This is a genomic window from Rhodopirellula europaea 6C (assembly GCF_000338295.1).
Classification (GTDB): Bacteria; Planctomycetota; Planctomycetia; order Pirellulales; family Pirellulaceae; genus Rhodopirellula; species Rhodopirellula europaea.
Map to the genome: position 1 here is coordinate 23,353 of NZ_ANMO01000252.1, position 7,928 is coordinate 31,280.

Sequence of the window (7,928 nt, forward strand, 5' to 3'; positions counted from 1 at the left end):
ATAAGGCGATCAGAGTGGTGAGCTTCACCATCTGCATTTTGGATATCGGAATAGCCTTCGCAGTAACTTGTTGACTAAAAAGTCCTGGAAGCATACCCTCTAGCGAAGGCATTCACAATCAGAGGACAAGTTCCAATGACAAACAAGTCAATGCGTTTCGGAAGCCGAGTACGCATGCTCCGCGCCAGCTGCGGTCTGACTCAGCAACAAGTTGCCGATCGAACTGGTGTCAGCGTGTCGTATATCAGCAAAGTTGAAAACGACCGGTTGCACTTCGGTGATTACCCTTCGGAGAAGTTCATTCACAAGCTGGCCGGTGAATTAGAGGCTGACGAAGACGAGTTGCTGTTGCTGGCAGACAAAGTACCGGCGTCAATTCGCAAACGGATTCGCCAGCGGCCGGAGTTGTTTCGGAAGTTAGCGAAACTGGATCGAAAGAGCTTGGACGCCGTTGAATCTTCGTTGAATAGAGCGAAGCCGTGAGTCGGCAGACGGTTTGCGAAGAATGAGGTGAATCATGTTGATGCCGATGTTAAGCGAGGCGGATCCGACGGAATCCGCGGAGGGGTCGATTGATCCACTTGGGATTTATCCCATCGCCGATGCGTTGGCGTCTCGGATGGTGCCGGGCGTCCGCGAACGACAGCAGCATCCAAGATTCTTGACGGTGATCGCGGCATCGATGTGGCTGTGCAGCACGTTTGATGACGACGTCGTTGCAGACGATGGCGTCAGTGAACCGTGGCAGGTGTTTGAATGGTACGTCGTCGAAGGCTTGGCCCGTGCAACGCAGGACAAATCATCGCTGCGTGGGTTGCCCGGCCGAGATAAGGCAGACAAGTTGCGTGCCGAGGGCGTTCCGATGTCGGCGCGCGGATATCTGAAGGGGCCGCGAACTTTTGGTTTTCATGGGATCTATCGAGCTCTCGCCCGCGAGATTGGTGTCGAGCAAACTGGACGCCTCGGTGATGCGGGGTTCTCCATTCTGTCGGCTTGGGAAACGGATCAGAACCTAAAAGGTTTTCTGGGAAGCGGCGATGGGCCTGGTCGCCGACACCGCGACCGTTTGCGACAAGCGATCGCTGATGGACTGGATGCGGGCGCCACGGCACGGAAATCGTGGGGGCAGTTCTTTGTTGACCATTTTGGCATCTACGAGGCAAGATCTGGCGAAGCCGAAGCGATTCGGGCAGCGATCGTTACAGGCGATGAGAGTGCATGGGTCGACGGTCATCGCGGCGAGATCTTTGAGGCGTTGACTTCGGAGCCCGGACAAGCGGTTTGGATGGAGCAACGCAAAACGGATCGGCCATCTGAACGACGTTTTCACGAATGGTTAATCGGCGGTGCGAGCGAACCGCTTCGCGAACTGCTTCAGGCGATCGCCTGCTACGAACAGTTCGCGAGGTATTTGCAAAACGCTTTGGATGCTTGTTTGGCTTTCATGGTCCAGCACCGCCTACGATTAAAGTCGACGGAACTTGCCGACTTGGACGCCGTTAAGGACGCCGCCGCGAACGTCGCTCTGGTCTATCCGAATGTGATTGACGCACTTTCGCCGCTGGGATTGGTTGATCGTTTTACACGATCGTTCGAAAAGTTCGCCGAGCCGGTCGGCCCTGTCGAATGGGCGGAGCAGTTGTTGGCGTTTCATACGAAGGTTCAAAGTGACAAACCTCCGCATGGCAAGGCACCGTGGTTCGATCGCTTCGATGACGGGTCGTATCTGATTCGCCCGGGCTACATTCGCGACTACGAGGTTCGACCGGTAAGCGAGTACGTTCATGCTTACCGGACCAATTCGCTGTGGTCGTTCGCAGACGATTTGAACCTGCTGTCTGGCGAGGTCAAAGTTGGCTAAACGGAAAACAGAACGAGAAGGATTCGGGAAGCTGCTCGACGCATGGGTGCCGCCAAAAGAGGCAGGAGAACCGATCGGCGTGGTCGCGACCTCATTCACTTTTGACGCTGCGTTTTTTGAGGAAGAATGCCTGGCCAGCTTCCTTGGGCTGGAAACGAACCCAACCGACGATGGACCGGCTTACCTGATCGAACGGGAAGACAAGCTGGCCCGCTTGCAGTGCGCATCGGTCTTGGTCGACGTACATCACTGTCGTGGTACGCGAAGTCTGCGTTGGGACTTGTTGCCGGCCCGTTTACCGGGGATCCAACACGCAAAGGTGTGTCTGCTGGTGTGGTCCAATCAAGTTCGCGTGATGATCGGATCGGCAAACCTGACCGAGGACGGTTACCGCCGAAACCTTGAGGTGTTCGGGGTCTTGGATTATCACGTTGGCAGTAAAATGCCGGTCGAATGCTTGCTGCAAACAACAAACTTTCTACGGCGAGCAATCAGCTACAGCGTGACCGACACGCCTGCGGCACCCCGCTGGTACAAGCTGCTCGACCGAGTCGAAGAGGATTGCAGCAGCTGGGGCACCATGGCCGCGGATCGTAAACGGGCGCCGGTTCAAGTCGAGACGCTGTTTGTCGAACCAGCCGGTGAATCGGGCTTCGATCAGTTGAAGCGAATTTGGCCTGCCGGCGTAGGTCCAAAGACGGCAGACATTGTCAGCCCGTTCTTCGACCCACCGGAATCGAAGAATGCTCCCGTGGACGAGGTCTGGCGTTTGCTACGACAACGCGGGGAGGTCACTGCCGGATACCACGTTGCGAGCGAGGAATGTTCTGGTTGGGAAGAGCTTGGGCACCACCGCTGGTCACTGCAGGCACCGGATTCATTGCGTCGCACTCCGCGTAGCAGCGCGGTTGTCGAGTTCAATCAAGTTCTGCTGCCGGATGCACGACCGTTGCACGCCAAAGGAATCTGGTTGCAGGACGATCGCTACGCGGTCTACCAAATCGGATCGAGCAATTTCACGAGTGCCGGCATGGGCATTGGCAAACGATCGAACCTGGAAGCCAATTTGGTCTATGTGCTTGATGGCAAACGAGACGAGCGTTTGCTCAAAGCGGTCGAGGCGACTTTTCCAAAGAGCGAGTCGGTCGATCCTGACGAAGTGAACTGGCAACCGAAAGCGAATGACGAGGATGCGGAATCGTTGTCGCAAATAGCATTGCCAGCTTTCTTCGGCGACGCGGTCTTTTCACTGGACACGGCAGGCGACGGTGCGATCACCTTGCATTTTGCCGGCGGGAACTGCGAACCGTTTGTATTGTTGATCGAGGGAACCGACAAAATCTGGTTTGATTCTAGTTGCTTGGAAGCGAGCCAATCATCAATCACGCAAACGTTGCCTTGGACGAAAACCAGACCACCGAGCGGTTTCGAGGTTCGGTTGGGAGATCGCGACGCGTTGGCTTGGTGGCCGGTCAACGTGGAATCATCGAACTCACTGCCACCTCCGGATGAATTGAAAGATCTGCCGTTGGACGTGTTGCTGAACTTGCTCGGGTCGTCGCGGCCGTTGCATCGGGTCATGGCGGATTATCTGGCGAAACAAATCAAGTCAGATCATGACGAAACCGCAACGGCCATTGATCCCCACAAGCGCGTCGACACGAGTGATTTCTTGCTGCAACGGACTCGCCGCCTGTCGTGGGCACTGACCAAGATGCGGCTTCGTGTTGAACGACCGACTGCCACGATCGAAACTTTGAACTGGCGGCTGTACGGTCCCGTAGGTGTCTTTGCCCTAGCAGAGGCGATTGCTCGTGAAGCCACAACGTCCGCGGAATCGGCGTTCTTGCTGGCAGAACTCGCGTTGGAACTGTCGCGTGCGGATGTTGTCGCGACGACCGGTTGCGTCGATGTCTCGATCCACCGCAATGAAATCTCCAAACTCAACGACAAACTTCGATCCTTGCTGAAGGATGATGCTGGTGACAGCGAGCCGGCTAATTTGCGGGCCTACGTTGAATCGGTGTTTGATGAGGTGATCCAATGAGCTTGGCTTACTCGCTGCATCCGAAAATCGACCTGCACGTGACGGGGCGAATCTCGGCGTCGGACGCGGAACGTCAAACGACGACAGCCAAAGTCATCTTGGCAAGGTTGACCGATCAGCCAGGTGTCATCTTGGCGGATGAGGTTGGCATGGGAAAAACGTTCGTCGCCATTTCGGTGGCCGTTTCGATCGCCCTAGCGAATCGTGGTGGTCGGCCGGTCGTGGTGATGGTGCCCGCCAACCTGAAAAACAAATGGCCTGAAGACCTGAATTTGTTCTGTGAACGATGCCTGCCGCCCGAACTGGCCAAGCGGGTGAAATTCAAGACGGCTCAGCGGGCCGTTGAATTCTTAAAACTGTTGGACGATCCCAAAGACCGTCGTTGCTCGATCATTTTCATGACCCACGGGGCAATGAGTCGCGGACTGAATGATCCTTGGGTCATGTTGGCATTGATTCGGCGAAGCCTTCATCGACGTCACAATACTGCTGGGCTGAAGCGGGTTCTCGGACGATTCCTCGGCGACTTGCTTCAAAAGAAAGACCTCACTCGAAAAGACAACGACATCTGGAACAAGCTGCTTGGAAAGCCACCGAGCGAGTGGCTGCGGTTACTCCGTGGTATTGCCGACGAAGACGACGATCCGGTGCCGGAGGCGATTGTAAAATTGCTTCCCGAACTGGATACGTCGGCTGTGTTTGACGCTCTTCAACAAATTCCGCAGCGACGCACGAAACATTTTGGAACAAAGTTGGTCGCTGCGCGTCACGCGATCAAGGAACAGTTGCGAGAAGTTTGGCAAGAGTGTCTTGCGAAGTTTCGGCAACGTCTGCCGTTGCTGATTCTCGATGAAGCCCATCACCTGAAAAACTCTGACACGCGATTGGCAAAGCTCTTTCGTTCGGAGGAATCTCTTGACGATGCGAATGCGATCTCGCAAGGAGCTTTGGCTGGCATCTTTGAACGGATGATGTTCTTGACGGCGACACCGTTTCAACTCGGTCACGGCGAATTGTGCAGTGTGCTGGATCGCTTCGAGGGCATCCACTGGATTGGCAAGTCCGCACCGTCGGCAGGCCTGGAGGACTTTTCTAAGTCGCGTCAATCATTGCGTCAAAGTCTGGACCGTGCTCAGGAAGCCGCCCTGTGCCTTGACCACGCCTGGGGACGATTGACTCGCGATGATTTACGTATTGATGGCAAGGTATTCAGCAATGTCGAGGAGTGGTGGAGCGAGGTCCGCGAATCAGGTGACTTGCGAGGGACTGTCGCGGACGTGCTGGCCTGTTTCTATCGAGCGAAACAGACGTTGCAGGTCGCCGAGGATCATCTGAAACCGTGGGTGATCCGACATTTGAAATCACGCCAGCTTCCGGGTGAGAAAAATATTCCGCGACGAAAGCGACACGTTGGGGACGCGATTTTGTTGGATGATCCCAGCGATGCGGAGCGAGGGTTGAATGTCTGCGGAGAGGCACTGTTACCGTTTCTCTTGGCTTGCCGAGCATCATCCGCCACGCCTGAATCCCGCCCGGTGTTCGCAGAAGGCCTCTCGTCCAGCTACGAGGCATTTCTGCACACGCGGATGATGAACGGTACAAAGTCAACCGACGACGACGATGACATGATGGAAGGTCCAAACAACGGTGCTACGACCGAGGCCGGAACCGATTGGTATTTGAAGAAGCTCGACGTTCTGCTGGCTCCGGCGGAATCAACTGCTTTGCCGCATCCCAAGGTCGATGCAACGGTCGCACGTGCCGTCGATATTTGGAAACGGGGTGAGAAACTCGTTGTCTTTTGCCACTACGTCCAAACGGGGCGAGCACTGCGTCGTCGAATCTCCAGTGGCATTCAAGCGGAGATCCTCCGGCTCGGTTCTGCCAAGTTGCGATGCTCCGCCGATTCGGTAGCGGAAGAGCTTGATCGGTTGGGCAAGCGTTTCTTTGACGACGACGGAAGACTAAGACGAGCGTGCGACCGCGAGGCTCGTCAGTCGTTGGGCAAGTTTCCGAGTCTCGCCGACGACGAAGAAACCCTTGTTGAGATTGTGCGACGCAATCTTCGGACACCATCATTCTTGGTGCGGTTCTTTCCATTGGGTATCGACGACGAACCCGATGAGTTGATGCGAGCAGCGTTCGATGCCCTCGACGAATCGGGCCAATCGTTCAGGGTTATCGTCGAGCAGTTCTTTTCGTTCCTCGCCGAACGATGCGGAAGCAAACAGCGGGCCGCCTACATCGACGCCGTGAAGCGAATTCAAACCGGGGCACATTTCGGAACGGATTCATCTGCAGAATATGATGACGACGAACTGCAGGGGGAGGTGATGGAACAACTGCTGCCCAACGTTAGATTGGTCAACGGTCAAACTCGAAGCGAAACACGGCAACGGTTGATGCTGACTTTCAACACTCCGTTCTATCCCGAGATCTTGATCGCCAGCAGTGTGATGTCCGAGGGAGTCGATCTGCATTTGAATTGCCGGCACATGATTCACCATGACCTTTGCTGGAACCCCAGCAACCTCGAGCAGCGAACCGGTCGGGTTGACCGAATTGGTGCCAAAGCAGAGAGGGTTGGCAAGCCCATCGGCGTTTATCTTCCCTACGTTGGTGAGACCCAGGATGAGAAGATGTATCGCGTCGTGATGGACCGCGAACGATGGTTCAACGTCGTCATGGGCGAGGACTACAAAATTGACGCCGCCACAACCGACAAACTCTCCGCAAGGATTCCCTTTCCGGCGTCGGCGGCAAACGAATTAGCGTTTCAACTCGAAGCCGAATCGAATCACCAGGAGATCTTTCCATCATGAACGGACGATCTATACGCATTTATCTCGTCGATGGCGACGCATCGGGACTACTCACCGCCGAGGTGATGAATTGGTCGGGCAAGATGCTCGTGTCGCCGCGTAGCCGATTGGCTGACTTGGCAAAACGCGAAGAGATTACGCGAACGGGGATCTACATTTTGGCTGGAGCAGATCCAGAGAACCCAATCGGCGAAGTAGTCTATGTCGGCGAAGGCGACAACGTGATCAAACGGCTAGCGTCCCACGACAAAGACGAAAAGAAGGATTTTTGGACTCGCTGCGTCGCGGTAATCAGCAAGGACTTGAACCTGACAAAGGCCCACGTTCGATACCTCGAAAGTCGACTAATTTCGGCGGGATACGCCGCTGGCCGGGCGAAGATCCACAATGGGACTGCACCACCGCTACCGCCGATGCCGGAAGCGGACGTGTCAGACATGGAAGGTTTCCTCGAATACATCGAGTTGATGCTGCCTGTAGTCGGTTTCTCGTTCCTTAAACCGAAACCTTCCGTCAACCGTTCCGCTGGCACCGAACTTGATGACGACGAATTATCGCCAACGTTCGAGTTCTCGTCCGGCGATGCGAAGGCGACCGCCAAGGAGCTCAACGGCGAATTTGTCGTTCTAAAAGGCTCAACCGCAACGCTCCAGCCACGGCAAAGCTGGACAAGCTACCGCGATCTGCGAGGGCAGCTTGTCGAAGACAAGAAGCTCGTCGAAGTGCCAGATCAAGGGCTGCTTCTTTTCGCCGACGACGTCTACCTGACAAGCCCCAGCGCCGGTGCCGCCATCGTCGCCGCCGGAAACACCAACGGCCGTACCGCATGGAAGACGGTCGGCACACGCCAGACCTACGCTGATTGGCACCAATCGCAGTTGCCCGACGATGAGGCCGAGTGAGGGCATTGATCGGAGAGTCACGAGCAAGGCAGGTGATCAGATGCACTTCTGCTGACATCGAGTGGAAGTCAGGCTTCGAGTGGCTCTCACTTCGACTGCGACCCGTTGGGACTATGATTTAAACAATGATCCGCGATTTACTAGATAACAACATTGAGACCGCAGCAAGATTGAATGAGCACCGTCAACCTTCACGACGAGATTGAACGATTTCGCGAACGATTATTGGATCTTAGCCTTCGCAATCCGCTGCTGAGTTATCGCAAGAGCAAGCGACGCACGCTGCAAGTCGTCAA

The 7,928-nt window shown here is 55.5% G+C and carries 6 protein-coding genes; all 6 read left to right on the forward strand.

From position 1 onward, the window contains the following. Positions 1-150: 150 nt before the first annotated feature. Positions 151-483: a helix-turn-helix domain-containing protein gene (locus RE6C_RS26680; protein WP_081605767.1), complete on the forward strand. Its 333-nt coding sequence runs from the start codon at positions 151-153 to the stop codon at positions 481-483. Between the two features lie 34 nt (positions 484-517). Continuing rightward, positions 518-1,861 (forward strand): hypothetical protein, encoded by a 1,344-nt coding sequence (locus RE6C_RS26685; protein WP_008661709.1) that lies wholly within the window; start codon positions 518-520, stop codon positions 1,859-1,861. Then, the gene (locus RE6C_RS26690) at positions 1,854-3,908 is read left to right on the forward strand and encodes a phospholipase D-like domain-containing protein (protein WP_039963550.1); all 2,055 of its coding nucleotides are present in this window, start codon (positions 1,854-1,856) and stop codon (positions 3,906-3,908) included. The genes RE6C_RS26685 and RE6C_RS26690 overlap by 8 nt, the downstream gene beginning before the upstream one ends. Further along, on the forward strand, positions 3,905-6,730 hold the full coding sequence (locus RE6C_RS26695) for a DEAD/DEAH box helicase (RefSeq protein ID WP_008661712.1): 2,826 nt from the start codon (positions 3,905-3,907) through the stop codon (positions 6,728-6,730). Before RE6C_RS26690 ends, RE6C_RS26695 begins: the two co-directional genes overlap by 4 nt. Next, on the forward strand, positions 6,727-7,632 hold the full coding sequence (locus tag RE6C_RS26700) for a GIY-YIG nuclease family protein (protein WP_008661714.1): 906 nt from the start codon (positions 6,727-6,729) through the stop codon (positions 7,630-7,632). Before RE6C_RS26695 ends, RE6C_RS26700 begins: the two co-directional genes overlap by 4 nt. A 174-nt stretch (positions 7,633-7,806) precedes the next feature. Then, positions 7,807-7,928 (forward strand): DUF4011 domain-containing protein (locus RE6C_RS33650; protein ID WP_144054885.1); only part of this gene is annotated, 122 nt, incomplete at its 3' end.

Bases quoted from the DNA above. Each gene is read 5' to 3' on its own strand.
- RE6C_RS26680 (WP_081605767.1), top strand. From the start codon at position 151: ATGCGTTTCGGAAGCCGAGTACGCATGCTCCGCGCCAGCTGCGGTCTG.
- RE6C_RS26700 (WP_008661714.1), top strand. From the start codon at position 6,727: ATGAACGGACGATCTATACGCATTTATCTCGTCGATGGCGACGCATCG.
- RE6C_RS26695 (WP_008661712.1), top strand. From the start codon at position 3,905: ATGAGCTTGGCTTACTCGCTGCATCCGAAAATCGACCTGCACGTGACG.
- RE6C_RS26685 (WP_008661709.1), top strand. From the start codon at position 518: ATGTTGATGCCGATGTTAAGCGAGGCGGATCCGACGGAATCCGCGGAG.